Genomic DNA, 23,809 nt, shown 5'->3' on the forward strand with positions numbered 1-23,809 from the left:
CGCACACGCTCCCGTTCCGCGCCGCCACGCGATTGACTCGGCTCGTCGGACACACAGGAGTCATTCCGGAAGGGGTACGGACCGTGACCATGCATCCCGAGCAGGCCACCAGAACGGCTGAGCTCGCGGAGCTCCGTCGTAGCCTCGATGTCGGCGTCGTCCGCATCGACGGCCACCTCGCCCTCCTCACCCAGCGCAGCGACCAGTCGGAACGCGAGATCACCGAGATGGCGGACCGGGTGCGGGCACTGGAGCACGGCAGGTGGCCCCTGCCCTCGCTGGCCGCGCTCACCGGGGTCGCCGCCCTGGCACTCGCCGTCTGGCAGGCGACCGGCCGGTGAACGCGGGACGTGCCGCAGCCGGGTGCGGGGCCGCGCGCTAGCCGAGCCTGATGTGGTGGAGCAGAAGCAGCGCCGCCGCCATGTTGGCGGCCGGCACCTCACCACGGCCGATCATGTCGGGCACCAGCTTCAGCGGCACCCACTCGCGCCGGTCGGACTCGAAGTCGTCCTCCGGGTCGCCGATGTACTCGGCCTCGTCGGACCAGTAGATGTGGTGCCGGGCGTCGGTGAGGCCGTTGGACGGCTCCACGGACATCAGATGCCGCAGCGGGCCCGGCCGCCACCCGGTCTCCTCCTCCATTTCGCGGGCCGCCGCGCCGGCGAGGTCCTCGCCGTCCTCGACCACGCCGGCGGCCAGCTCCCAGCCCCAGTTGTCGGTGATGAAGCGGTGCCGCCACAGCAGCAGGACCTCATTGGCCTCGTTGACCACCGTGGCCACGGCGACGGGCCGCAGCCTGATGAGGAAGTGGTCGAGGTGGCGGCCGTCGGGGAGTTGGACGTCTGCGAGATTGACCCGGAACCAGCGGTTCGCGTAGACCGTCCGTTCCCTGAGATTCTTCCAACGCACGTGTTGCCACCTTCCGCCGAGGTGGCCACCTCCCCGGGCGCTGTCCTCACAGGGGCACGCGCAGCGCCCCGTCGATCATCTCGGCGGCCTCGGCAGTGGCCGCACACCCACTTTCGATCAGGTGCTCGCGCACCGCCCGGAGCCGGTCCCGTAAGCGCTGCGATTCCATGCCTCTCGCCTGCTCGGTCATCTCCCGCGCGGTGGCCACCGCCTTGTCCGCGTCTCCTTGACGCAGCTCGATGTGCGTGAGCATGGCGAGCCGGTGGACACGTCCCCGGTCGTGGGCGGGGGTGTCGACGGCCCGGTCCGCGTGCTCACGGGCGGGTCCGAGATCGCCGAGGCTGAGGAGCGCCTCCGCCACCTGCACGTTCACCAGGCCGGGCTGCACATAGCCGGTCTCGGCGGGCTCCTGGCCACGGCGGATGCGCTCGGCGGCGGTCTCGGCGCGGCGGATGCAGGCGAGCGCGCCGGCGCCGTCGCCGAGCCGGGCGTACGCCTTGGCCTGCATCGCGTAGAGATCGGCCGCGAGGGCCGGGGTCAGCTCCGCGCCCGCGGCCCGCAGTGCGGACTCGGCGAAGGCGACGGCCTGCCGGTACTCGCGCATGAACAGCGACTGGTTGACGAGCAGGGCGATGACGTAGCCGCCGAGACCGCGGTCTCCGCTGGCCTTGGCCAGCCGCAGCGCCTGGTGGAAGTAGCGCTGGGCCAAGCCGTGGGCGTCGGAGTCGTACGCGCAGATGCCGGCGACGGCGACGAGGCCGCCGGTGGCCCGGTGCAGCTGACGGCCCGTCTCGTCGGTGTAGCTGCCGCGCAGCAGCGGGGCCGCCTCGGCGTTGAGGAAGCCGACGACGCGGGCGCGCGTCGCGATGCCGCCGGCCTTGCGGTACATCTGCTCGTAGTGGGTGCGGGCCGCGCGCAGCATCTCGATGTCGTCCATGGAGACCCGGGTGAGGCCGCGCCGGGAGACGTCGGCGTCCTCGGGCGGGTTCTCCCACTCCCAGACCGGGATGACGGCGGGGGTCCCGGTGACGGCGGGGGCGGTGACGACGTGCTCGCGCTGCTGCTCGTCCGAGCGCCAGAGGGCGGTGGCCCGCTCGACGAAGCCGGAGAGCGGGGTGTTGGGCAGGCGGGGGCTGCCCGGGGTGCCGAGGCCGATGTCGTCGAGGGTCAGCGGGCGGTGCAGCCGCTCGCCGAGCACCTCGCAGATCAGGTCCGGTACCTGGCCGCGGGGCCGCTGGCCCTTCAGCCAGCGCGCGACGGCGGTGTGCTCGTACCGCAGGGAAAGCCCTCGGGCCCGGCCCGCCGCATTGATATGGGCGGCCAGTCCGGCGTGGGATATGCCTGCTTCGTCGAGGATGGCGTCTAGGAGAGTGTTGGGCTCCATCCTGCCCCTCCGCATGCGCTCGGTGGGCCCAGCGTAGTGGAGATCGCTTCGCACGGGGTGTGAACCGGCCGTGGCGGAGCGTCAGTCGGGCGGGCCGCGGCGGACGTCAGCGGCGAGGGCGGCCCGAGCGGACCAGGCACGGGCGCGGCCCGTGCCCCGCGGTGCGGCGGCGGTCGTTGCTGAGCACCAGCAGGGCGATGTCGTCGGAGAGCCGGCCGCCGGTGTGCCGCAGCAGGGCGGCCTGGACGCGGTCGATGACTCTGGAGGGGACGATGGGCGCCCCGCCCGCGGCATCGCCGAGGACCCTGGCCAGCGGGAAGAAGGCCCCGGCCGCATCGCGCGCGTCCTCCGCGCCGTCCGTGTGGAGCACGAGGGCGTCCCCCGGCAGCAGCCGGGTCAGGCGGGCGACGGGCAGCTCGGACGGCAGCGGGAAGAGGCCGAGGGGCGGCAGCGGGTCGCCCCGGCCGACGGCGGCGGCCCGGGCGCCGACGCCGTCGCCGTCACCGGCCGGGCAGGCGAGGCGATACGGCCAGGGGTGGCCGCAATTGAGGGCGGTGACGGCGCCGTCGGGGCCGATTTCCAGGAGCAGGAGGGTCACGAACTCCTCGCCCAGCCAGCGTTCCGGATCGGCTCCGGGGCCGGCCCTTCCCTCGGCGCGGGCCCGCTCGCACAGATGGCGCTGGAGGGCGCGGTCGAGGCGGCGGAGCACGTCCGCGAGGCCGGGCTCGTCGTGGGCGGCCTCGCGGAAGCTGCCGAGGACGGCGGCGACGGTGCCGATGGCGGTGAGGCCGTGGCCGCGGACGTCGCCCATGACGATGCGCACGCCGTACGGCGTGGCCAGCGCCTCGTACAGATCGCCGCCGACGAGGGCGCCCTCGCTGACCGAGAGGTGACTGCCGGCGACGGCGATCCCGTCGAGCCGGGGCGGCAGGGGGCGGAGCACCACGCTCTGGGCGGTGGCGGCGACTTCGCGGGCGCGCTCCAGCTCGCGCAGGAGCCGGCGGCGGCGCACGGTGACGGCGCAGCCCGCGGCGGCGACGGCGACGATCGCGCAGCAGGTGCCGGCGCGGATGCCGGCGTCGGCGCGCCCGGCCGAGCCCAGGGGCACGAGGGCGAGGATCGCGCAGGCCCCCGCGGCGGTCACGCACTGGCGGCGGCCGGTGCCCGCGCAGGCGATGGCGGGCGCGGCGGCGAGCAGCTGCACGGCCTGGCCCCGGGGGCACAGAAGCTCCCACACGACCACTCCGAGTACCCACAGGCCGGGGAGAGCGAAGACCACCCCCCGCCGCCAGCCCACCGCTCTTGTCCGGATCATGCCGTTGGCCCCCCTAGCAGCAATGACGCCCTCGATTCTCGCGAGTGTTCAGCGCTAAGTAACGACCTGGACCCTCGTTTCCACCCTATTGAGTGATATTCGGACACTCCTGAGCGAGGGAACGCGCGAGGGGCGCACCCGGTTCACCCGGATGCGCCCCTCGTTCTGGCTGCTTCTTTCCGCGGTCGCCCGCGTCTTGTTCAGCCTTCGCCGACTGTTTTCGGCCGCCGCGCACACGCTGGGCGGCCGTCACACGGCGTCACCGGCCTCAGGCGCCTCGCAGCACCGCGCCCGTGCGCTCGACGGCCGCCGCGACGGCGGCGTCGCGCGCGGCGGACGCCTCCTCCGCGGTCAGCGTGCGGTCGGCCGCCCGGAAGCGCAGCGCGTAGGCGAGCGACTTCTTGCCCGCGCCGAGCTGCTCGCCGGTGAAGACGTCGAACAGGCGCAGCGACTCCAGCAGCTCGCCCGCGCCGGACCGCAGCGCGGCCTCGACGTCGGCGGCCGCGACGGAGGCATCCACGACGAGCGCGACGTCCTGCGTGGCCACCGGGAAGGAGGACACCTGCGGGGCCTCGACGGCACCGGTGCCGGCCCGCTCCAGGACATCGAGGTCGATCTCCATGGCGCAGGTGCGCTCCGGCAGGCCGAAGGCCTTGATGACGCGCGGGTGCAGCTCACCGGCGGAGCCGGCGAACACCTCGGCGCCGTCGACCACGGCGTAGAAGGCGGCGCAGCGGCCCGGGTGGAACGGCGCGCGCTGGTCCTGGCGGACGATCAGCTCGGCGCCGGCCTCACGGGCGACGGTGCGGCCGGCCTCGACGGCGTCGGCCCAGCCGGCCGGGCGGCCCTTGCCCCAGTAGCCGTCGCGCTCGCGCGCGCCGGCGAGGACGACGGCGGCGCGGCGCGGCTGCTGCGGCAGCGCGGCGTTCAGGCCGGCGATCTCCTCGTCGGTGGGGCGGCGGTCGACGGGCAGCCGGACCGGGGTGGTCTCCTCGCCCGTGGGCAGGAAGACGAGGCCGGTCTCGAAGAGGGCCAGGTCGTGCTCGCCGCGGCTGTCGTTGCGGCGCAGGGCCGTGAACAGGCCCGGCAGCATCGTGGTGCGCAGCGAGGGCTCGGCCTCGGAGAGCGGGTTGACCAGGCGCACCGTGGTGCGGCGCGGGTCGCCGGCCTCCAGGCCCAGGTGGTCGAGGGCCCAGTCCCCGACGAAGGGGTAGTTGAGCACCTCGACGTAGCCCGCGCCGGCCAGCGCCCGGCCGACGCGGCGGTGCAGCCGCTGACGGCGGGTCAGGCCGCGGCCGGCGGGGGGCGCCGGCAGGGTGGCGGGCAGGTTCTCGTAGCCCTCGAGCCGGATGACCTCTTCGGCGAGGTCGTTCGGGTCGGTGAGGTCGGGGCGCCAGCTCGGGACGGTGACGATCAGCTCGTCCTGCCCGTAGACGTCGCAGCCGACCTGCTGGAGGCGGCGGACGACGGTCTCCCGGCCGTACTCGACACCGGCGACGCGGTCCGGGTGGTCGGCGCGGATCGCGATGGTGCGCGGACCGCTGGGGGCGGTGAACGCGGTGACGCCGGCGTCGGCGGTGCCGCCGGCGAGCAGCACCAGCAGGTCGACGGTGCGCTGGGCGGCCGCGGCGGCCGCCTCCGGGTCGACGCCGCGCTCGAAGCGCTTGGCCGCCTCGGAGGGCAGCTTGTGGCGGCGGACGGCGCGGGCGATGGTGGTGGGGTCGAAGTGGGCCGCCTCGATGACCACCTCGGTGGTGGCCTGACCGGCCGCGTGGCCGGCGATCTCGGTCTCGGCGCCGCCCATGACGCCCGCGAGCCCGATCGGGCCGCGGTTGTCGGTGATGACCAGGTCCTCGGCGTCCAGGACGCGCTTGGTGCCGTCGAGGGTGGTCAGCTTCTCGCCGCGCTCGGCACGGCGGACGCCGATCGGGCCGTCGAGGCGCGAGCGGTCGTAGGCGTGCAGCGGCTGGCCGAGCTCCAGCATCACGTAGTTGGTGATGTCGACGGTCAGCGAGATCGGGCGCATGCCGGCCTTCTGGAGGCGGCGCTGCAGCCAGATCGGGGAGCGGGCCTCGGGGTCGAGACCGGTGACCGTGCGGGCCGTGAAGCGGTCGCAGCCGGCCGGGTCGGCGACCTGGACGGGGTAGCCGAAGCTGTTGGGGCCGGGCACGTCGAGCAGGGCCGGGTCGCGCAGCGGCAGGCCGTAGGCGGTGGCGGCCTCGCGGGCGATGCCGCGCATCGACAGGCAGTAGCCGCGGTCGGGGGTGACGGCGATGTCCAGGACCTCGTCGACGAGCTGGAGCAGCTCGATGGCGTCGGTGCCGGGCTCGTACTCCTGCGGGAGCACGATGATGCCGTGCGTGCCGTCGTCGCCCATGCCCAGCTCCTCGCCGGAGCAGATCATGCCGTGCGAGGTCTTGCCGTAGGTCTTGCGGGCGGCGATGGCGAAGTCGCCGGGCAGGACGGCGCCGGGCAGCACGACGACGACCTTGTCGCCGACGGAGAAGTTGCGGGCGCCGCAGACGATCTCCTGCGGCTCACCGGTGCCGTTGGCCGTGCCGACGTCGACGGTGCAGAAGCGGATCGGCTTGCGGAAGCCCTCCAGCTCCTCGATGGTGAGGACCTGGCCGACGACCAGGGGGCCCTTCAGGTCCGCGCCGAGGCTCTCGACGCGCTCGACCTCGAGACCCGCGGCGATCAGCTTGGCCTGCACGTCGCGACCGGTCTCACCGGCCGGCAGGTCGACGTATTCCCGCAGCCAGGAAAGCGGGGCTCGCATCAGATCTCCATCCCGAACGGCCGGGTGAAGCGCACGTCACCCTCGACCATGTCTCGCATGTCCTCGACGCTGTGGCGGAACATCAGCAGTCGCTCGATACCGAACCCGAAGGCGAAGCCGCTGTACTTCTCCGGGTCGATGCCCGCGGCGGTCAGCACGCGGGGGTTGACCATGCCGCAGCCGCCCAGCTCGATCCAGCCCTCGCTGGAGCAGGTGCGGCAGGGGCGGTCGGGGTTGCCGGCCGACTCGCCGCGGCAGACATAGCACTGCATGTCCAGCTCGGCGGAGGGCTCGGTGAAGGGGAAGTAGTTGGGGCGCAGGCGCGTGGTCAGGCCCTCGCCGAACAGCGAGCGCACCATGTGCTCGATGGTGCCCTTGAGGTCGGCCATGGTCAGGCCCTCGTCGATGGCGAGGAGCTCGACCTGGGTGAAGACCGGCGTGTGCGTGGCGTCCAGCTCGTCCATGCGGTAGACGCGGCCGGGGCAGATCACGTAGACGGGCGGCTCGCGGTCGAGCATCGTGCGGACCTGCACCGGGGAGGTGTGGGTGCGCAGCACGACGCCGGACTCGGCCTCCTTGGCCTTCTTGCCCGGGGCCTGCACGAAGAGCGTGTCCTGCATGGCGCGGGCCGGGTGGTCCTGCGCGATGTTGAGCGCGTCGAAGTTGAACCACTCCGCCTCGACCTCGGGGCCCTCGGCGACCTCGTAGCCCATGGCCACGAAGACGTCCTCGATGCGCTCGCTGAGGGTCGTGATGGGGTGGCGGGCGCCGGCCGGGGTGCGGTCGTACGGCAGGGTGACGTCCACCGCCTCCTCGACCAGCACACGGGCGTCGCGCTCGGCCTCCAGCTCGGCCTGGCGGGCGGCGAAGGCCTTGTTCACGGCACCGCGGGCCATGCCCATGCGCTTGCCGGCCTCGGCCTTGGCCTGCGGCGGCAGAGCGCCGATCTCGCGGTTCGCGAGGGCGAGGGGCGAGCGGTCACCGGCGTGCGCGGCCTTGACCTCGCGCAGGGCGTCGAGGTCGGCGGCCGCGGCGACGGCGGCGAGCGCCTCGTCCCGCATGCGCTCGATCTCTTCCGGTTTCAGTGCCTCGACCTCGACAGGGTCGTACGACTTATTGGGTGCGGACATCTCTTCCCGTGCTTCCGATTCTCTCCCAGCTACCGCTGGGAGGTGCCCCCAGGCTTCGCTTCGCCGGCGGCGCTTGCCCGACAGATGGGTGCCAAGGTCGTGCCAAAGGTGCCAAAGGTCGAGTCTAAGGGGCGCATGGTGGTCGTCGGGCCCGCGGGCCGCCCGCTTCAGGCCTGTGAGAGAAAGGCCGGGGCGCCCACGGGCAGGGTAAAACGGAACCGCGCGCCGCCGCAGGCGGCCCGCTCGACGGTGATCGTCCCGCCGTGGGCCTCGACGATGCCCTTGACGATGTAGAGGCCGAGGCCGGTGCCGCCGCGCTTGCTGCCCCGCCAGAAGCGGGTGAAGACGCGGCTCATCGACTCCTCGGGAATGCCCGGCCCTTCATCGCTCACCGTGATCGCCGTACCTTCCGTGCCCTCCGGCCGTGCCGTCAGCAGCGCCGGCGCCACCTCTATCGTGACGCGCCCCTCGCCGTGGCGCACCGCATTTTCCAGGAGGTTGCCGAGGACCTGGTCGACCTTGTCGGGGTCGGCCCAGAGGGCGGGCAGGGGGGCCGTCACCTTGACCTCGAAGCGGTCGGGCCGGTGGCCCGCCGTGGTGTACGCCTGGACGTGGCGGCGGACGGCCGCGACGACGTCGACCGGCTGGCGGCGCAGCTCCAGGCGGCCGGAGTCGATCCGGGAGATGTCGAGGAGCTCGGCGATCAGCCGGGTGACGCGGTCGGCGTCGGCGTCGACGGTCTCCAGCATCAGCCGCTTCTGGTCGTCGGTGAACCGCTCCCACTTGGCGAGGAGCGTGGCCGTGAAGCCCTTGACGGAGGTGAGCGGCGAGCGCAGCTCGTGGGCGACGGTGGCGATGAGCTCGGCGTGGCTGCGCTCGGTGCGGCGGCGGGCGTCGGTGCCGCGCAGCTGGACGACGAGCCGGCGCACGGGCCCGGTGGGCCGCTCGCGCACGTAGCGCACGGAGACGAGGACCTCGCGGCCGCCGGGGAGGAGAAGATTCCGCTCGGGCTGGCCCACCCGGGTGGTCAGGCCGCCGTACGGGTCGGTCATCGGCCACCAGCGGCGGCCGTCCAGGTCCTCCAGGGGCAGGGCGCTCTCCAGGGAACGGCCGAGCGCCTCGTCGGGCCGGACCGCGGTGATCCGGGCCGCGGCGGCGTTGAAGCAGGTGACCCGGCCGTTCTCGTCGGCGACGACGAGGCCGTCGGGGAGCTCGTCGGGGTGCAGGCCGAGGCCCGCGAGGCCCGCAGCGGGCGCTCCCTGCCCGGGGGAACCGTGCGGCGCAGCATCCGCCGCCGGAGCGGCGTCGGCCACGCCCCCGGAAGTCCTGACGTTCGTCATCCGCACCCCCTCCCGATCCCCCGGGGGGCAACCCTACTAGCTGAAGGTCACGGAGCGGCACCCTCCGGGTGCACGCTGCGCACGGGCGGAGGCGTAGAGGCACACGGCGGCGGCCGTCGCGAGGTTCAGACTCTCGGCCTTGCCGTGGATGGGGACGCGCACCACGGCGTCGGCGAGCGCGCGGGTCTCCTCCGGCAGGCCCCACGCCTCGTTGCCGAAGACCCAGGCGGTGGGCCCGCCCATGGTGCCCCGGTCCAGCTCGGCGTCCAGGTCGCGGTCGCCCGCGCCGTCGGCGGCGAGGATCCGGGCGCCGACGCCCTGCAAGCCGCTCACGACCTGCTCCACGGGGACGCCCACGGCGACCGGCAGGTGGAAGAGGGAGCCGACGGAGGCCCGTACGGCCTTGGGGTTGTAGAGGTCCACGGAGGCGTCGGTGAGCACGACGGCGTCGGCGCCGGCGGCGTCGGCGCAGCGCAGGACGGTGCCGGCGTTGCCGGGGTCGCGCACGTGGGCGAGGACGGCGACCAGGCGGGGACGGCCGGCCAGGATCTCCTCGAAGGGCGTGTCCAGGAAGCGGCAGAGGCCGACGATGCCCTGCGGGGTGACGGTGTCGGACATCTCGGCGATGACCTCGTCCGTCGCGGTCAGGACGGGCACTCCGGCGTCGAGGGCGGCGGCGACGATGTCCGCGTGGCGCTCGGCGGCGTCCGGCGTCACGTACACCTCGACGAGGTGGCCGACGGCCTCGCGGACGGACTGCGGGCCTTCCGCGATGAAGCGGCGCTCCTTGGCGCGGAAGCTGCGCTTGGCAAGACGGCGGGCCGCGATGACACGGGGCGATCGCAGGGAGGTCAGCTCGGGGGCCGCCATGGGCTCACTTTCGGTTGCTGGTGTGCGCGGTGCGGTGCCGGCGGGGCGGCAGCGGGGTTCCTGGGGCCGGACGCGAGCGGACCCGCAGGCCGTGGGCCTGCGGGTCCGGTCAGCAACAGCCTCGGGGTGCCGGTCAGGCAGCGGCCTTCGGGGCGTTGACGTCGGCCGGCAGGGCCTTCTGGGCGACCTCGACGAGCGCGGCGAACGCGTTCATGTCGTTGACGGCCAGGTCCGCGAGGATCTTGCGGTCCACCTCGATGTTGGCGGCCTTCAGACCCTGGATGAGGCGGTTGTACGTCATGCCGTTCTGGCGGGCAGCGGCGTTGATGCGCTGGATCCACAGCTGACGGAAGTCGCCCTTGCGCTTCTTGCGGTCGTTGTAGTTGTAGACCAGGGAGTGGGTGACCTGCTCCTTGGCCTTGCGGTACAGGCGCGACCGCTGGCCGCGGTAACCGCTGGCCGCCTCGAGGATCGCCCGACGCTTCTTGTGCGCGTTGACTGCGCGCTTGACGCGTGCCACTTGTTAACTCCTTGTAGCGGGGCCGTGGTGGATTCTCACACGACCCGAAATCGATTGGGTCCCGGTGTGGACGTGCGGCCGAAGCCGGAACGTCACTTGCCGAGAAGCTTCTTGATCTTCTTGGCGTCGGCCGGGGCCATCTCGGCGTTGCCGGTGAGGCGACGCGTCAGGCGGGACGACTTGTGCTCGAGCAGGTGGCGCTTGCCGGCGCGCTCGCGCAGGACCTTGCCGGAGCCGGTGACCTTGAAGCGCTTCTTGGCACCGCTGTGCGTCTTGTTCTTCGGCATAGCGCCGTTCTCTCCTCGTCGGTGGCACTCCCCCGGCCGGATCAGGGCGTACGGGAGTGTCATCTGTTTCGGTTGGTGTCCGGGGCGGATGCCCCGGGGGTCATCCGGGGCGCGGGGCGCCCCCGGATCACGCCTCTGCGGGCTCCTCGGCGGCGTCCGCGGGCGCCGCGCCGGAGCGCTCCGCCTTGCGGGCGGCCTGTGCCTCGCGGGCTTCGGCCATCGCCTCGGTCTTCTTCTTGTGCGGACCGAGGACCATGATCATGTTTCGGCCGTCCTGCTTCGGGTTCGACTCGACGAAACCGAGGTCCTGGACGTCTTCCGCGAGGCGCTGCAGCAGTCGGTAGCCGAGCTCCGGCCGGGACTGCTCGCGACCACGGAACATGATCGTGATCTTGACCTTGTCGCCCTGCTTGAGGAACCGGACGACGTGACCCTTCTTGGTGTCATAGTCGTGCGGGTCGATCTTCGGCCGGAGCTTCATCTCCTTGATGACCGTGTGCGCCTGGTTCTTACGCGCCTCACGGGCCTTCATGGCCGACTCGTACTTGAACTTCCCGTAGTCCATGAGCTTGCAGACCGGCGGACGGGCGTTCGCCGCCACCTCGACGAGGTCGAGGTCGTACTCCTGCGCAAGCTCCAGTGCCTTGGCAAGCGGCACAATGCCGACCTGCTCGCCACTGGGACCGACAAGTCGCACCTCGGGGACTCGAATCCGGTCGTTGATGCGGGGCTCGGCGCTGATGGATCCTCCTCGGTAGCACCACGCGGCGGCCTGGCGGGCGGCCACGTAACGTCTTTTCCTAAGACCAACCGCGCCGGTACACACAAAAATGCCCCGACGGGACACAGGCGGGGCTCCATAAAACCGGAACACCGCCACGGCATGCCGCGGGGCGCATCGGGCAGCTCCATCGTCCGTACGGAACGATGGGCGCCGCCTGACCGGAGACCTGCCGGCCTGAGGCCGGGCGAGGTGGGAGAACGGAGCTCCACTTGTGGGCCGGGCACATGAGTGTCCAGCCGGTCGTTCCCTAACCCTAGCAGCTGGGGCTCAGGCGTGCTAACCCGTGGCGAACCGATTCGGCACCGGCACGTATCGTGTCCGCCATGAGCGACGCGACCCCCACCGGCGAGACGCCGGACTTTGACACCATGACCCGCGACATCGCGGACGTCCCCGCCGTCGAGGTGATCACCACGGTCGCGGTGCACCTGATGAGCTCGGCGGCGGTCAACCTCGGCCTCGCCGAGGAGGGCGAGCAGCACAAGGACCTCGACGAGGCGCGCAAGCTGATCACGGCCCTCGCCGGGCTCGTGACCGCCGGCGCGACCGAGATCAGCAACTTCCACGCCGGGCCGCTGCGCGACGGGCTGAAGTCCCTCCAGCTGGCCTTCCGCGAGGCGTCCGTCGTGCCGGACGAGCCGGGTCAGGGGCCCGGCGAGAAGTTCACGGGCCCCGTCTTCGGCTGATCTGTTCGTTTTCTGAAGCTTTGACGCCCCGGTCAGGCCGGACCCGACGGGCCCGGCCGACCGGGGCGCTCCCCGCCCTCCCCGCCCTCGTCCCCGCCGCCGCTCTCTTCCTCCTGCGGCCCGGGGCGGTCCTCCGTCGGGTGCGCGGCCGTCGTCGGACCCTTCGGGTAGTGCGGCAGCGCCAGGTCGTCCGCGAGGTTCGCCGGGCTGAACGGCGGGTGCGTGACCCGGTGCGCGCAGGCCGCCAGGGCGCCGCCGATCAGCGGCGCGATGATGAACAGCCACAGCTGGGACAGCGCGCCCCCGCCCGCGAACAGCGCCGGGCCCAGGCTCCGCGCCGGGTTGACCGAGGTGCCCGTCAGCGGGATGCCCACCAGGTGGATCACCGCGAGGGCCAGGCCGATGGGCAGCCCGTCGAAACCCACCAGGGCGATCTTGTGGGTCACCGCGAGCACGACGAAGACCAGCAGGAAGGTCAGGACGACCTCCGCGAGGAACGCGCCGCCCGTGTTCAGGTGCACCGCCGAGCGCCGGCCCCAGCCGTTGCTGCCGAACGCGCCGTCCGTCCTCAGCCCCGGCACCTGCTTGGCCAGCAGGAACAGCAGCGCCGCGCCCACGATGCCGCCGAGCAGCTGCGCGACCCAGTACTCGATCGCCGTGCGCAGCGCGATCCGGCCCTCCAGCAGCATGCCGAGCGTCACCGCCGGGTTCACGTGGCAGCCCGACACCGGGCCCAGCGCGTAGCAGAGGGCCAGCAGGACGAAGCCGAAGGCCAGGGCGATGCCGAGGACTCCGATGTAGTCGGCCGCGAGGACCGCGGAGCCGACGGCGAAGAAAACCAGCAGCAGCGTGCCGAGGAACTCGGCGGCGACGGTTCTCGTCTCCACGGAGTCGAGACTTGCGGCCCCCAGCTTCACGTCCATGGCGTTCCTCCAGGGATCTCAGGGATCTCGTGCGTGGACCTCTTCGCATTGTCGGTCGATCCACAGCGGAGCGCCTGTCGGCCTGCGCGGCCGGCTCAGCGGGTGAAGAGGGGCTCCCCGGGTACGGAGGCGCCGGCCGGCAGCAGGGCCAGGTCGAGGCCGCGGACGAGGCGGGCCCGCAGGACCTCGTCGGAGGCCAGCGCCTCCGCGATGCGGTGCACGGCGGCGGTGGTCTCCGGGGCGCCGGGTTCGGCCGCCAGGGCGAGGGCCAGGGTGCCGTCCGCCTCCCGCGAGGGGGCCAGGTGGGCGCGGCGCACCGCCGGCTCGGCGGTCAGGACGGCCCGGAGCGCGTCCGCGACGGCCGGGTCGGTGAGCGGGTCGGTGCTCTCGCGGCCCTCCGCGAGGGCCAGCAGGGCGGGGCCCGTCAGCTGGTACGGGACGGGGCCGGCCATGTCCAGGACGATCGTGTCCGCCTTCTCGTGCGCGGCCGCCTGCAGGGCCTGGTGCAGGGGCACGGCCACGGGGCGGGCGTCGGCGCGCCAGCGCGCCAGGGAGCCGGTGGACGTGAACGCGGGGAGCGCCTTGCGGCCGTCCGGGGCCTGGAGCGTGGGGACGGCCATGTCGCTGGTCTTCTCGCGCTTCAGCCCGTCCGGGCCCGTCTCGACCTCCCCGAGCACCGCCACGACGGGCACGAGCAGCCGGGCGCCGCGGAGCGCGGCGAGCACGCGGGACTCGGCGCCGCCGCCCGGGTCCGCGGACCACGCGGCGAGCGCGGCGGTCAGCTCCGCGTCGGCGGAACCGTCGTCGTCGGAGAACCCGGGATCAGGAATATTCTTCAGCGCCACCAGAAGAGTCTATGGGGGCCCGTGCCCCCGCCCTCCGCCCGGGTCGGGGCGGCCGGACAGCGCCGACCCGCCCCTGAATCCGCCGCGCCGCAGGCTGCGCCTCGCTCGCTCGCTGGGGCCCGCCCCCTGAAACCGCCGCGCCTCGCTCGCTGGGGCCGGCCGGGCCCCCTGAATCCGCCGCAACGGCGCGCAACCACGACGGTGAAGCCCGGCGGTGCCGGACCGGCCTCAGGCCAGGTGCGCTCGGCACCGCCGGATCACGCCGCGCGGGCTGATCACCGCCGCGGCGGAAGGGATTCGCCGGGACTCCCTGCACCTAGCTCGCTCCCTGAGGGGCCAGGGCCCGCCCCCGGCAGCGCCGGGACCCGGCGCGTTACGTACGGCGGCGGCCGCGCCACAGCGTCGTGGCCGTGGCCAGGAGCACGGCGCCCAGGGCGCCCGCGGCCGGGGCCGTGTAGTCCGGGGCGGCCGGGGCGTCGCCCTTGAAGCCGCCCGCAGGGCCGGACGTGCCGAAGTACGGGCTGCTGTACTCGCGGGTGACCCGGGGGCCCGGCGCCTGCGGGGTCAGGTCCGCGCCGCGGGCGATCGCCGCCGCGGGGTCGACCACCCCCGCTCCCAGCGCGTCGCTGCGCCCGCCGGGCGGCGCGTCCCGGGCCGTGTCGACGAGGAGCTTGCGGATCTGGGCGGGGCTCAGATCCGGGTGCGCGGAGCGGACCAGCGCGACCGCGCCGGAGACGAACGCGGCGGCCGCGCTCGTGCCCCACCCCTCGTAGTAGTGCCGGTCGGGGTCGGCGATGACGACGTCGACGCCGGGCGCGCTGAGGGCCGCGTACCACCGGCGCGTGGAGAACGCGGCCCGGCTGCCGTAGCGGTCGACGGCGGTCACGGCGATGACGCCGGGGTAGGCGGCCGGGTAGGAGACGTGGTCGCCCTGTTCGCCGCCGTTGCCGGCGGAGGCGACGACGACGGCGCCCTTGCCGAGGGCGTACTGGACGGCGGCGTCCTCCTGGGGCTCGGGGTGGGCGGTGTCGCTGTCGTCGCCCAGGGAGAGGTTGATGACGTCGGCGCCGTGGTCGGCGGCCCAGCGGATGCCGTCGGCGAGGGCGTTGCCCCGCCCGCTGCGGGCCTTGGCCCGCGAGGGGTCGCCGTCTTCGAGGATCACCCGCACGGGAAGGATCTTCGCTTCGGGGGCGACGCCGACGACGCCGTCCGTGCCGTCCGCCCCGTGCCCCCGCCCGGCGATGATGCCGGCCATGGCGGTGCCGTGCCGGGCCCAGGCGCGGTCGCCGGGCCCGGCGCCGAAGCCGATGAGGTCCTTGCCGGGGAGGACCTGCCCGGCGAGGTCGGGGTGGCCGTCGTCGACGCCGGTGTCGAGGACGGCGACGGTGATGCCGGAGCCCTTGGTGGTCTGCCAGGCCTCCTCGGTGTGGAGGGCGTCGAGCGCCCATTCCTGGACGCGTATGGAGTCGGCGTGCGCGGTCCCGGCGGCCGGCAGCACGGTGAGCGCGGCGGCGAGGACGGCCGTGAGCAGGGGCCCGCGACCGCGGGCCAAGCCCCGCCCCCGGCCCCGGAACACAACAGCGGTCACCGGGAGCCCTCCTGGCCGGTGGTCTGCCGGAGCGTCTGCCGGAAGCCGTTTTCGACGCGCCCGGCGAGGGCGGCGGCCTCGTGGCCGAGCCCCGCCTGCGCGGGGGCGGTGGTGGCGCCGGGGCGCGTGGCGAGGGTCGCGGCTTGCGGGGGCGTGCCCGTGCGGCCGTCGGCGAATCCGGTGACGGCGTAGACGACGGCGGGCGCGTCGGTGAGGACGCTGACGGCCCAGCTGGCGCGCTGGGCGTCGCCGAACCGCTCGGCGACGGTGCCGCGCGGCGCGTACGGGCGGGGCATCAGATCGGTGCGCTCGTCGAGCCGTTCGTCGGCGAACCGGCGGCGCAGGTCGCGCATCCCCTGGCTGCCGGTGGCGGTGACGAGCAGTCCGACGGTGGTGACGGCGGTGGACGTGGTGTCGGTGTAGGTGGCACGGAGCAGCCGTGTACAGCCGGCGGGGGCGAGGGCCTTCTCCAGGAGCGGGTCGAAGGCCTCTTCGCAGCCGCTGTCGGGGGCGACGCCGATCCGGGTCCAGGCGCGCTCGGCGCCGCCGGGCCCGGCCGCGTCGGCGCGCAGGACGGGCGGGAAGAGGTCGTCGACGGGGGTGGTGCGCCAGAGCGTGCCGCCGCGGGCGAAGGCGCGTTCGGCCGCGGTCCCGGCGCCACCGTCCGCGAGCCAACTCCCGGCGACGGCACCGCCGATGAGCCCGAGGCCGAGGACGAGGCAGACGGCGGCGGACAGCGTACGGGCCCCGGAGCGGCGGCCGGCGTCCCGGGGCGGCATCGGGGGCAGCGGTGGCAGGGACGGCGGCGGAGGCGGGAAGAAGGCGGAGGCCGGGAGGGGGCGGACGGGCAGTGCGGGCGCGCGGTCCGCCTCGGTGCTCACCCTGCGCTCCCCCTCGTGAGCCGGCTTCCCCGTACCCGCGCCCGGTCCTCGTTCGGGACAGGCCGGTCCGTATCCGGACATCTCTGTCCGGACATCACTCCGCGGGACGTGCGGCCCGCGGTGTGGGCGCCACTCTACGGGGCGGGCGGCGGCCGCTGCCATCTCGCCCGTGCGGGGCCCCTGTCCACCGCCGGGCGGCTCTGGCAAGCTGCGCCCCATGCGCCTTCCCGCCGCACCTCCCGCAGCGCTTCAGGCCGTACGTCCCGCCGTGCGCGCGAGCACCGAGCGGGCCCGCCTGGACCGGGCGACCGCCTCCTGCGACGCGCCGCTGGCCGTGGTCGACCTCCAGGCCTTCGACACCAACGCCGCGGACCTGGTGCGCCGGGCGCAGGGCAAGCCGGTCCGGGTGGCGAGCAAGTCGGTGCGCTGCCGGGCGCTGTTGGAGCGGGTGCTCGCCCGGGACGGCTTCACGGGCGTGATGAGCTTCTCGCTGGCGGAGTCCCTGTGGCTGGCGCGTTCGGGCGTCGAGGACGTGCTGCTGGCGTATCCGACGGCTGACCGGGCGGGCCTGGCGGAGCTGACGGCGGATCCGAAGCTGGCCCGGGCGGTCACGGTGACCGTGGACGACCCGGCGCAGCTGGCGCTGATCGACGCGGCCCGGACGGGGCGTGAGGACGTACGGGTGTGCCTGGAGTTGGACACCTCGCTGCGCCTGCTGGGCGGCCGGTTACGGCTCGGGGCGCTGCGCTCGCCGCTGCACGACCCGGAGCGGCTGGCGGATCTGGCGCGGTCGGTGGCACGCAGGCCGGGTTTCCGGCTGGTGGGCCTGATGGCTTACGAGGCGCATGTGGCGGGTGTGGGTGATGCCGTGGAGGGCCGGCCGCTGTACTCGCGCGCGGTGCGGCTGATGCAGGCCGCGGCGCGCCGGGAGCTGGCGGTGCGCCGGGCGGAGGCCGTACGGGCCGTGCGCGCCGTGGCGGAGCTCGAATTCGTCAACGGCGGCGGCACGGGGAGCGTGCAGCACACGGCCGCGGAGGACGCGGTGACGGAGGTCGCCGCGGGGTCGGGGCTGTTCGTGCCCCGGCTGTTCGACCACTACCGGTCGTTCCGCGGCCGCCCCGCGGCCCTCTTCGCGCTGCCGGTGGTGCGGCGGCCGGGGGTGGGCGTGGTGACCGTCCTGGGCGGCGGGTACCCCGCGTCGGGGGCGGCCGGATCCGACCGGCTTCCGCAGCCGTACCTGCCGGCGGGGCTGCGGCTGGACCCGCGCGAGGGGGCGGGCGAGGTGCAGACGCCGCTGCTCGGCGGGCCCGCGGACGATCTGCTGATCGGGGACAAGGTGTGGTTCCGGCATGCGAAGGCGGGAGAGCTGTGTGAGCGGTTCTCCGCGCTGCGGCTGATTGATGGCGACCGCATCGTGGATACGGTCGCCACCTATCGGGGTGAGGGGCAAACGTTTCTGTGAGGCCTCACAGGGTGGACGTTCGGGTGCGACCCGGTGGTCGGGTTGTGCCCACCCGTTCCGCTCCGGCGGAACGATTGCCCACAACGTTCGTCAGAACGCCTTGTCCACCTGGTCCGGGATGACCGAGCCGTCCGCGCGGCGGACCGGGATCTTCGAGCCGTCCTCCGCCGTCGCGCCCGTCGTCGCGCACGGGTACGTACCGGACTTGCGCGGCATCGGGTCGATGAACATCGGGTTGGCCACCCAGCGGCCGTCCACGTCGTCGTAGGCGCGGCACATCAGCTCGGACTTGTTCCGGTTGATGGCCACGTGCGCGCCGGTGGCGTCGTTCACGAACGTCACGTCGGTGTCGGCGTCGCCCGCGCCGAGCGCGATGCGGTGCCGGAAGTCCTGCTGCTGCCAGGCCTTCGCGCCCTTGATCTTGAAGATCTCCTGGTTGATCATGCAGCGCTTGCCGTCCATGTACGGCAGGGCGTCGCCGCGGCCGGTCTCGACGCCGCCGCAGCCCTTGATGGCCGTGGTGAGGCGGCCGTGCTTGGTGATGCTGCGGATGCCGATGGTGTGCTTGGCGTCCAGGCCCACGCCGCCCGACCAGGCCTCGGCGATCGGCTCGGAGGAGGCGGAGACGATGTAGACGTCGAAGCCGGCCGCCTTGAGCGTACGGATGAGGTCCTTCTGCTGGTCGTAGTAGCGGACGTAGCCGGCGAGGGTGTGCGTGCCGACGGTCTGCTCGGCGCCCACGGGCGCGGCGAGCTGCTCGGCGCGCGCCTGCTTGGCGATGGAGGTCAGCGCGGCGGGCGTGTGACCGGCGAACAGCTGCGGGATCCAGGCGTACGCGGGGACCGTGCGGCGGTGGTTCCAGTCGCCGGCGAAGGCGTCGGCGCCGGCCATCGTCTTCGACTTCTCGCGGATCTCGAAGATCTCGTCGGCGCAGGCGGTGTTCTTCGAGGTGGGCAGCGGCCGGCCGGGGCGCACGGCGGTGCCGCAGGCCTTGGTGAGGGCCTTGTCGGCGGCCGGGGTGAGCCAGGCGCTGGTGTCCTTCCAGCTGCGGGGCTGGAGGATCTTGTCGTGCTTGAGCGCCCACGCGAGCGTGGCGTCGGTGATGTCGTTCTTGACGACGGTGTTGTCCCAGTCGAAGGCGGCGACGGGGCGGGGGCCGTTCTTGCCGGAGCAGGTGCCGCGCTCGTCGATCATCTTCTGGAGCCGGGCGCGGTTGTCGCCGGCCCACGGGAGGTTCTTGTCGAGCTGGGGGCAGTTGCGGCGGGGCGCGTCGTGGGAGGGCGCCGCGGTGGCCGGAACCGCCGTGGCGAGGGCCGCGGCGGCAACGAGGCCGGCGACGATGGCGGACTTGGTGCGCATGTGCTCTCTTTGCGGTGGTGCGTGCGGTGGCAGGGGATCCCCCGGCGCCGGCCGGTGCGGGCCCGGCACCGGGGGATCCACGGCGGGAACCGGCCCCCGGGGTCTGCACCCGTGAACCGGTTCCACCGTTTGATCATGGACCTTACAGCGGGGTCACGTACGCGCCCGCGATGCCACCGTCGACGAGGAATTCGGCGGCGTTGACGAAGGACGAGTCGTCGCTCGCGAGGAAGGCGACCGCGGAGGCGATCTCCTCGGGCTCGGCGAAGCGGCCGACGGGCACGTGCACGAGGCGGCGCGCGGCCCGCTCGGGGTCCTTGGCGAAGAGCTCCTTGAGCAGGGGGGTGTTCACCGGCCCCGGGCACAGGGCGTTGACGCGGATGCCCTCGCGGGCGAACTGCACGCCGAGCTCGCGGGACATCGCCAGCACGCCGCCCTTGGAGGCGGTGTAGCTGATCTGGGAGGTCGCGGCGCCCATGACGGCGACGAAGGAGGCGGTGTTGATGATGGAGCCCTTGCCCTGGCGCTGCATGTAGGGGAGGGCGGCCTTGCAGCAGAGGTAGACGGAGGTGAGGTTGACCTCCTGGACGCGCTTCCAGGCGTCGAGCCCGGTGGTGAGGATCGAGTCGTCGTCGGGCGGGGAGATGCCGGCGTTGTTGAAGGCGATGTCGACCGAGCCGTAGGTGTCGTAGGCGGTCTTGAAGAGCGCCTCGACCTCCTCGGGGCTGGTCACGTCGACCTTGACGAAGAGCCCGCCGGTCTCGGCGGCCGCGGCCTTGCCGGCGGTCTCGTCGATGTCGGCGCAGACGACGCGGGCGCCCTCGGAGGCGAGGCGGCGGGCGGTGGCCAGGCCGATGCCGCTGCCGGCGCCGGTCACGACGGCGGTGCGGCCGACGAGGCGGCGGCAGACGGGGGTTTCTTCGGTCAAGGCAGTGGCCTTTCTGTGAGGCGCGGTGCGGTGCGCTGTTGGTACGAGGTACGAGGGGGAGTGAGGCGGGGACGCGGTCCGCCGGCTACCCCTCGGCGGGCTCGGAGTCGTCGACGGCGATGAAGACGTTCTTGGTCTCCGTGAACGCGGCCAGCGCGTCGGGGCCCAGCTCCCGGCCCAGCCCGGAGCCCTTGAAGCCGCCGAACGGCGTCGCGTAGCGGACGCTGCTGTGGGAGTTGACGGAGAGGTTGCCGGCGGCGACGGCACGGGAGACGCGCAGGGCCCGGGAGACGTCGCGGGTCCAGATCGAGCCGGAGAGGCCGTAGTCGGTGGCGTTGGCGATCCGTACGGCTTCCGCCTCGTCCTCGAAGGGGATGACGACGGTGACCGGGCCGAAGATCTCCTCGACGGCGGTACGGTCCTCCGGCCGGCCCTCCAGGACGGTCGCCGGGTACCAGAACCCCTTGCCCCGCGGGGCCTCGCCGCGGATCGCCGCGGGCTCGGTCTCGCTGACGTAGGACCGTACGCGCTCGCGCTGCGCGGCCGAGATCAGCGGGCCCATCTGCGTGGCCGGATCCGCCGGGTCGCCGACGGCGAAGGACTTCACGGCCGGCTCCAGGAGCTCCATGAAGCGGTCGTACACGGAACGCTGGACGAGGATGCGGCTGCGGGCGCAGCAGTCCTGGCCGGTGTTGTCGAGGAAGGAGCCGGGAGCGGCCGCGGCGGCCCGCTCGACGTCGGCGTCGGCGAAGACGATGTTGGGGCTCTTGCCGCCGAGTTCGAGGGTCACGCGCTTCACGCCGGCCGCGCACTTGGCCATGATCTGCTTGCCGACCGCCGTGGAACCGGTGAAGACGACCTTGGCGACGCCGGGGTGCTCCACGAGGGCGTTGCCGGCGACGGGCCCGGCGCCGGGCAGGACCTGGAAGAGGCCCTCGGGCAGCCCCGCCTCCAGCGCCAGCTCCGCCAGCCGCAGGGCGGTCAGCGGGGTGGTCTCGGCCGGCTTGAGGAGGACGGCGTTGCCCGCGGCCAGGGCGGGGGCGAGGCCCCAGGCGGCGATGGGCATCGGGAAGTTCCACGGGGCGATGACGGCGACGACGCCCAGCGGCTCGTGGAAGGTGACGTCCAGGCCCCCGGCGACGGGGATCTGCGCGCCGGCGAGCCGCTCCGCTCCCCCGGCCGCGTACTCCAGCAGGTCGCGGGCGTTGCCCGCCTCCCAGCGGGCGTTGCCGATCGGGTGACCGGCCTCGCGGACCTCCAGCTGGGCGAGCTCCTCCAGGTGCGTGTCTACTGCGGCGGCGAAGCGGCGGAGGTGGCGGGCGCGGTCGCCGGGGGCGAGCCGGGACCAGCTGCGCTGGGCTTCGGCGGCGCGGCGGACTGCTGCGTCGACGTCTTGCGGCGTCGCCGCGGGGACGGTGGCGACGAGTTCCTCGGTCGCCGGGTTGATCACTTGGTGCTCGTGCACGTCCTTCTCCTGGGGTTCGCTGCGCCGCGTTTCGTGTCCTGCTGCACGCCGGTGGTTCCGTTGTGCCCACCCGTTCCGCCCCGCGGAACGATTGCCCACAACGGGGTGGGGAGGGCGTGTTACATCCGCTCGAAAGAGCGGAAGCGCTCCCAGTCCGTTACCGCCGTGTCGTAGGCGTCCTGCTCCACTCGCGCCATGTGCAAGTAGTGCTCGACGACTTCGTCGCCGAAGGCTGCCCGTGCTATCGGGCTGGCCTCCCACAGGGCGGCGGCCTCGCGCAGGGTGGCGGGGACGTGCTGCGCGTCGCCCGCGTAGGCGTTGCCGGTACAGACCTCGGGCAGCTCCAGCTCGTGCTCGACGCCGTACAGGCCGGCGGCCACCATGCCCGCGACGGCGAGGTACGGGTTCACGTCCCCGCCCGGGAGGCGGTTCTCGAAGCGGTGGGAGTGGCCGTGGCCGATGACGCGCAGGGAGCAGGTGCGGTTGTCGGGGCCCCAGGCGACGGCGGTGGGCGCGAAGGAGCCGGGCCGGAACCGCTTGTAGGAGTTGATGTTGGGGGCGTAGAGGAGCGTGAAGTCGCGGAGGGCGGCGAGCTGTCCGGCGAGGAAGTGCCGCATCGTCTTCGACATGCCGTACGGGCCCTCGTCGTCGGCGAGGACGGGCCGCCCGGCCTCGTCGCGCAGCGAGAGGTGGATGTGGCAGGAGTTGCCCTCGCGCTCGTCGTACTTGGCCATGAAGGTGAGCGCCATGCCCTCCTGGGCGGCGATCTCCTTCGCGCCGGTCTTGTAGACGACGTGCTGGTCGCAGGTGGTGAGGGCGTCGTCGTAGCGGAAGGCGATCTCGTGCTGGCCGAGGTTGCACTCGCCCTTGGCGGACTCCACGGTCATCCCGGCGGCGCCCATCTCGTTGCGGATGCGGCGCAGGAGGGGTTCGACGCGGCCGGTGCCGAGGACGGAGTAGTCGCAGTTGTACTGGTTGGCCGGGGTCATGCCGCGGTAGCCGCGGCTCCAGGCCTCCTCGTACGTGTCCTTGAAGACGATGAACTCCAGCTCCGTGCCCGCGTACGCGCTCCAGCCGTGCTCGGCCAGCCGGTCGAGCTGGCGGCGCAGGATCTGCCGGGGCGAGGCGAGGACGGGCGAGCCGTCGTGCCAGGCGAGGTCGGCGGTGAGCATGGCCGTGCCGGGGTTCCAGGGGGTGCGGCGCAGGGTGGAGAGGTCGCCGCGGATGGCGAAGTCCCCGTAGCCGCGTTCCCAGGACGACATGGCGTAGCCGTCGACGGTGTTGAGGTCGACGTCCACGGCGAGGAGGTAGTTGCAGCCTTCGGTGCCGTGGTCGAGGACGTCGTCGAGGAAGAACCGGGCGGCGAACCGCTTCCCCTGGAGTCGTCCCTGCATGTCGGTGAAGGCGAGGACGACGGTGTCGATCTCCCCGGTGTCGACCAGCCTGCGCAACTCCTCGACGGCGAGCGGGGGCGTGCGGTCTGCCACAGTGATGCCTCCTGTCGGTGCGACCGGAGGTCTTAAGGTAGGGCTGAAGACCATTAAAGGGAAGGGGTCAGATGAACGATCATGCGGCTGACCGGTCGGGCCGGCCGGAGCGGACGGACCGGACGGACCGGACGGACCGGCTCGCCCCGGTGCTGCGCCCGGTCCGCGCGGGCAACGGCTTCGAGGAAGCGCTGGAGCAGATACTCCAGATCATGCGGCTGGGCCTGGTGGCCGAGGGGGAACGGCTGCCCGCCGAGCGCGAGTTGGCCGACCGGCTGCGCGTGAGCCGGGTGACGCTGCGCGAGGTGCTGAAGGTCTTGCAGGACCAGGGACTGGTCGAGAGCCGGCGCGGCCGCTACGGCGGGACGTTCGTGCTCGCACGGCCCGCGACGGAAGCGGGCGAGGACGAACTGCGCCGCCGGGTCGCCGGCGTGGACGTCGAGGACACGCTGCGCTTCCGCGAGGTGCTGGAGGTGGGCGCGGCCGGGCTGTGCGCCGCGCACGGGCTCCCCGAGGGCGGGGCCGGGCGGCTGCGCGCCGCGCTGGCCGCCACGCACGACGCTCCGCTGGCCGGGTACCGCCGCGCGGACACGCTGTTCCACCTGACGCTCGCCGAGCTGTCGGGATCCCCGTCGCTGGCCGAGCGGTACGCCGCGGTCCGGGCGACGGTCAACGACCTGCTGGACTGCATTCCGCTGCTGGTCCGGAACCTGGAGCACTCGCAGCAGCAGCACACCGCGCTCGTGGAGGCGGTCCTCGACGGCGACGCGGAAGGGGCGCGCGAGGTGATGCGCGAGCACTGCTGCGGGACGGCGGCGCTGCTGCGGGGTTTTCTGTCGTAACGCCCGTCACGTAACCCGCAGGGAC

22 protein-coding genes are annotated in these 23,809 nt (G+C 73.5%); 4 read left to right on the top strand and 18 right to left on the bottom strand.

Going from position 1 to position 23,809, the window contains the following annotated elements; translation table 11 throughout:
* The first annotated feature begins 83 nt into the window (after positions 1-83).
* Positions 84-341, top strand: coding sequence for a hypothetical protein (locus tag D7231_RS24805; protein ID WP_373300757.1), 258 nt, complete (start codon positions 84-86; stop codon positions 339-341).
* Between the two features lie 37 nt (positions 342-378).
* On the opposite strand, the gene D7231_RS24810 is transcribed toward D7231_RS24805, so the two are convergent.
* From D7231_RS24810 to infC, 10 genes are all read right to left on the bottom strand, one after another.
* A complete protein-coding gene (locus tag D7231_RS24810; RefSeq protein ID WP_058045202.1) occupies positions 379-909 on the bottom strand; it encodes an NUDIX hydrolase in 531 nt (176 codons plus the stop codon).
* 46 nt (positions 910-955) lie between these two features.
* Positions 956-2,293 carry a tetratricopeptide repeat protein gene (locus D7231_RS24815; protein ID WP_120757760.1) on the bottom strand — a complete coding sequence of 446 codons (1,338 nt, stop codon included), beginning with the start codon at positions 2,291-2,293 and terminating at the stop codon, positions 956-958.
* Positions 2,294-2,399: 106 nt separating this feature from the next.
* Complete coding sequence (locus D7231_RS24820) at positions 2,400-3,608, bottom strand: PP2C family protein-serine/threonine phosphatase (protein ID WP_120757761.1); 1,209 nt, start codon at positions 3,606-3,608, stop codon at positions 2,400-2,402.
* A 268-nt stretch (positions 3,609-3,876) separates the two neighbouring features.
* Positions 3,877-6,387: a phenylalanine--tRNA ligase subunit beta gene (gene pheT, locus D7231_RS24825; protein WP_120757762.1), complete on the bottom strand. Its 2,511-nt coding sequence runs from the start codon at positions 6,385-6,387 to the stop codon at positions 3,877-3,879.
* Positions 6,387-7,517: a phenylalanine--tRNA ligase subunit alpha gene (pheS, locus tag D7231_RS24830; RefSeq protein ID WP_120757763.1), complete on the bottom strand. Its 1,131-nt coding sequence runs from the start codon at positions 7,515-7,517 to the stop codon at positions 6,387-6,389. The genes pheT and pheS overlap by 1 nt, the downstream gene beginning before the upstream one ends.
* A gap of 167 nt (positions 7,518-7,684) precedes the next feature.
* Positions 7,685-8,857 carry a sensor histidine kinase gene (locus tag D7231_RS24835; protein WP_120757764.1) on the bottom strand — a complete coding sequence of 391 codons (1,173 nt, stop codon included), beginning with the start codon at positions 8,855-8,857 and terminating at the stop codon, positions 7,685-7,687.
* 36 nt (positions 8,858-8,893) lie between these two features.
* Entirely contained in the window at positions 8,894-9,727 is an 834-nt protein-coding gene (locus D7231_RS24840; protein WP_120757765.1) for a TrmH family RNA methyltransferase, read from the bottom strand.
* 133 nt (positions 9,728-9,860) lie between these two features.
* Complete coding sequence (gene rplT, locus D7231_RS24845) at positions 9,861-10,247, bottom strand: 50S ribosomal protein L20 (RefSeq protein WP_030369869.1); 387 nt, start codon at positions 10,245-10,247, stop codon at positions 9,861-9,863.
* 92 nt (positions 10,248-10,339) lie between these two features.
* Complete coding sequence (gene rpmI, locus D7231_RS24850) at positions 10,340-10,534, bottom strand: 50S ribosomal protein L35 (protein WP_030369870.1); 195 nt, start codon at positions 10,532-10,534, stop codon at positions 10,340-10,342.
* A 127-nt stretch (positions 10,535-10,661) separates the two neighbouring features.
* Positions 10,662-11,321, bottom strand: a complete 660-nt coding sequence (gene infC, locus D7231_RS24855; RefSeq protein ID WP_120757766.1) for a translation initiation factor IF-3 — start codon at positions 11,319-11,321, stop codon at positions 10,662-10,664.
* Between the two features lie 320 nt (positions 11,322-11,641).
* On the opposite strand from infC, the gene D7231_RS24865 reads away from it, so the two are divergent.
* Positions 11,642-12,004 (top strand): DUF1844 domain-containing protein, encoded by a 363-nt coding sequence (locus tag D7231_RS24865; RefSeq protein ID WP_120757767.1) that lies wholly within the window; start codon positions 11,642-11,644, stop codon positions 12,002-12,004.
* Positions 12,005-12,036: 32 nt separating this feature from the next.
* Here the strand turns inward: D7231_RS24865 and D7231_RS24870 are convergent, their stop codons facing one another.
* From D7231_RS24870 to D7231_RS24885, 4 genes are all read right to left on the bottom strand, one after another.
* Entirely contained in the window at positions 12,037-12,891 is an 855-nt protein-coding gene (locus tag D7231_RS24870; protein ID WP_241999917.1) for an MIP family channel protein, read from the bottom strand.
* 131 nt (positions 12,892-13,022) lie between these two features.
* Entirely contained in the window at positions 13,023-13,772 is a 750-nt protein-coding gene (locus D7231_RS24875) for an SseB family protein (RefSeq protein WP_120757769.1), read from the bottom strand.
* Between the two features lie 373 nt (positions 13,773-14,145).
* Positions 14,146-15,360, bottom strand: a complete 1,215-nt coding sequence (gene mycP, locus D7231_RS24880) for a type VII secretion-associated serine protease mycosin (protein ID WP_422396759.1) — start codon at positions 15,358-15,360, stop codon at positions 14,146-14,148.
* The gene (locus D7231_RS24885; RefSeq protein WP_241999909.1) at positions 15,357-16,241 is read right to left on the bottom strand and encodes a hypothetical protein; all 885 of its coding nucleotides are present in this window, start codon (positions 16,239-16,241) and stop codon (positions 15,357-15,359) included. Before D7231_RS24885 ends, mycP begins: the two co-directional genes overlap by 4 nt.
* A gap of 217 nt (positions 16,242-16,458) precedes the next feature.
* Between D7231_RS24885 and D7231_RS24890 the strand changes: the two genes are divergently transcribed.
* Entirely contained in the window at positions 16,459-17,703 is a 1,245-nt protein-coding gene (locus tag D7231_RS24890; protein ID WP_120757770.1) for an alanine racemase, read from the top strand.
* Positions 17,704-17,793: 90 nt separating this feature from the next.
* Here the strand turns inward: D7231_RS24890 and D7231_RS24895 are convergent, their stop codons facing one another.
* From D7231_RS24895 to D7231_RS24910, 4 genes are all read right to left on the bottom strand, one after another.
* A complete protein-coding gene (locus tag D7231_RS24895) occupies positions 17,794-19,062 on the bottom strand; it encodes an HAD family hydrolase (RefSeq protein WP_120757771.1) in 1,269 nt (422 codons plus the stop codon).
* A 142-nt stretch (positions 19,063-19,204) separates the two neighbouring features.
* The gene (locus D7231_RS24900; protein WP_120757772.1) at positions 19,205-19,990 is read right to left on the bottom strand and encodes a 3-oxoacyl-ACP reductase; all 786 of its coding nucleotides are present in this window, start codon (positions 19,988-19,990) and stop codon (positions 19,205-19,207) included.
* 85 nt (positions 19,991-20,075) lie between these two features.
* The gene (locus D7231_RS24905) at positions 20,076-21,455 is read right to left on the bottom strand and encodes an aldehyde dehydrogenase family protein (RefSeq protein WP_120757773.1); all 1,380 of its coding nucleotides are present in this window, start codon (positions 21,453-21,455) and stop codon (positions 20,076-20,078) included.
* A 119-nt stretch (positions 21,456-21,574) separates the two neighbouring features.
* Positions 21,575-22,942: a glutamine synthetase family protein gene (locus tag D7231_RS24910; RefSeq protein WP_120757774.1), complete on the bottom strand. Its 1,368-nt coding sequence runs from the start codon at positions 22,940-22,942 to the stop codon at positions 21,575-21,577.
* A 71-nt stretch (positions 22,943-23,013) separates the two neighbouring features.
* On the opposite strand from D7231_RS24910, the gene D7231_RS24915 reads away from it, so the two are divergent.
* Positions 23,014-23,784 (top strand): FadR/GntR family transcriptional regulator, encoded by a 771-nt coding sequence (locus D7231_RS24915; RefSeq protein WP_120757775.1) that lies wholly within the window; start codon positions 23,014-23,016, stop codon positions 23,782-23,784.
* Positions 23,785-23,809: the final 25 nt, after the last annotated feature.

It is taken from the genome of Streptomyces klenkii (genome assembly GCF_003626645.1).
GTDB lineage: Bacteria > Actinomycetota > Actinomycetes > Streptomycetales > Streptomycetaceae > Streptomyces > Streptomyces klenkii.